The organism is Nonomuraea recticatena (assembly GCF_039533245.1).
GTDB lineage: Bacteria > Actinomycetota > Actinomycetes > Streptosporangiales > Streptosporangiaceae > Nonomuraea > Nonomuraea roseola.
In genome coordinates, this window is sequence record NZ_BAAATE010000101.1 from 1 (window position 1) to 2,072 (window position 2,072).

The following is a 2,072-nucleotide window of genomic DNA, read 5'->3' on the forward strand; positions in this document are numbered from 1 at the left end:
TGAGCCCCATGGGGCACTGCTGTCGACACCTGGCTCTGAGCGGTTGTGCTCGTCGTTGGCGGCGAGGACTGCGCGGATGTGCAGCTCCTGCCCGCGCCGAGGAGCACGAACGTCCACACAGCCGTCAGTAGGGTCACGGCGAGCAGAACGTAGGCCAGTTCCCGCGTGCTGATCCGGCAGGCGAAGCGTTGCGGACCAGTGGTCGATGCGGCGGCCTCCAGTGCGTCGAAACGGCGGCTGAAGGCCCGGTCCTGGTGGATCAGGTCCAGTTCGATCTCGGCGAGAATCTGGCGCTCTCTATGGGAAAGTGCCACGGTGTCACCTCCCTGGCGGGCAGCCTTCGGGTGTCATGACGCGTCCGGCTCCCGGACGGCTTCCTCACCCTCCAGCGCGCGAAACGATCGGTGCGGGTAGTGAAGGTCGAAGGCGGGCCGCTCGGACCGGATGGCAGGCATGCTGGTGAAGTTATGCCGCGGCGGCGGGCAGGAGGTCGCCCACTCCAGGCTGTTGCCGAATCCCCATGGGTCGTCGACGGTCACCTTGGGCGCTTTGCGGGCGGTCTTCCAGACGTTGTACAGGAACGGCAGCGTCGAGGCGCCAAGGAGGAACGCCCCCACTGACGAGATCTGGTGCAGCGTGGTGAATCCGTCCCCGGCACTGTAGTCGGCGTAACGGCGCGGCATGCCAAGCGCTCCCAGCCAGTGCTGGACGAGGAAGGTGGTGTGGAAGCCGATGAACAAGGTCCAGAAGTGCCACTTGCCCAGCCGATCATCCAGCATCCGGCCGGTCATCTTCGGCCACCAGAAGTAGAAGCCGGCGAACATGGCGAAGACCACGGTGCCGAAGACCACGTAGTGGAAGTGGGCGACGACGAAGTATGTGTCGGTGATGTGGAAGTCGAGCGGCGGCGAGGCCAGGATGACGCCGGTCAGCCCGCCCAGCAGGAAGGTGATCAGGAAGCCGACCGCGAACAGCATCGGCGAGGCGAACGTCAGGTGGCCGCGCCACATGGTGCCGATCCAGTTGAAGAACTTCACGCCTGTCGGCACCGCGATCAGGAACGTCATGAACGCGAAGAACGGCAGCAGCACCTGCCCGGTGGGGAACATGTGGTGGGCCCATACGGTCATCGACAAGCCCGCGATGGAGATGGTGGCCCCGACCAGGCCGATGTAGCCGAAGATGGGCTTGCGGCTGAAGACAGGGATGACCTCGGTGATGATCCCGAAGAACGGCAGCGCGATGATGTAGACCTCGGGATGGCCGAAGAACCAGAAAAGGTGCTGCCACAGCATCGGGCCGCCGGTGGCCGGGTCGTAGATGTGGGTGCCGAGCTTGCGGTCGGCCTCCAGCGCGAGCAGCGCGGCGGCCAGCACGGGGAAGGCCATCAGCACGAGCATGCTGGTCAGCAGGACGTTCCAGGTGAAGATCGGCATTCTGAACATCGTCATGCCGGGGGCGCGCATGCACACGATGGTGGTGAAGAAGTTCACCGATCCGAGGATGGTTCCCAGACCGCTCAGAGCCAGCCCCATGATCCACAGATCCCCGCCCATGGTCGGGCTGTAGGTCATGTCCGACAGCGGCGTGTAGGCGAACCAGCCGAAGTCTGCCGCCCCGCCGTTGACGAAGAAGCCGCTCACCGCGATGACGCCGCCGAACAGGAAGAGCCAGAAGCTGACCATGTTCAGGCGAGGGAAGGCCACGTCGGGCGCGCCGATCTGCAGCGGCATGATGACGTTGGCGAACCCGGCGAACAGCGGGGTCGCGAACAGCAGCATCATGATCGTGCCGTGCATGGTGAACAGCTGGTTGTACTGCTGCGCGGTGACGACCTGCAGCCCGGGTTCCAGCAGCTCCGCCCTGATCACCATGGCCATCACGCCCCCGAGGGCGAAGAAGACGAAGGAGGCGATCAGGTACATGTACCCGATGACCTTGTGATCGGTCGAGGACAACCAGTTGGCGATCACCGCGCCTTTGCGGCGAGTCCTGGCCGGAGCGAGTGGTGATGTGAGCGGCTCGTCCGTGGTCGGCTTGTGAACGGTCATCCAGCACTCCCCCTCCGCCAC

The 2,072-nt window shown here is 64.8% G+C and carries 2 protein-coding genes; both read right to left on the bottom strand.

Annotated features, from left to right (window positions below; genetic code table 11):
- Positions 1 to 314 (bottom strand): DUF3040 domain-containing protein (locus tag ABFX50_RS50485; RefSeq protein WP_346158418.1); only part of this gene is annotated, 314 nt, incomplete at its 3' end.
- 33 nt (positions 315 to 347) lie between these two features.
- On the bottom strand, positions 348 to 2,051 hold the full coding sequence (gene ctaD, locus ABFX50_RS50490; RefSeq protein ID WP_346158420.1) for an aa3-type cytochrome oxidase subunit I: 1,704 nt from the start codon (positions 2,049 to 2,051) through the stop codon (positions 348 to 350).
- Between the last annotated feature and the right edge of the window lie 21 nt (positions 2,052 to 2,072).

Coding starts and splice junctions, on each gene's coding strand:
- ctaD (WP_346158420.1), bottom strand. CDS start 2,051: ATGACCGTTCACAAGCCGACCACGGACGAGCCGCTCACATCACCACTC.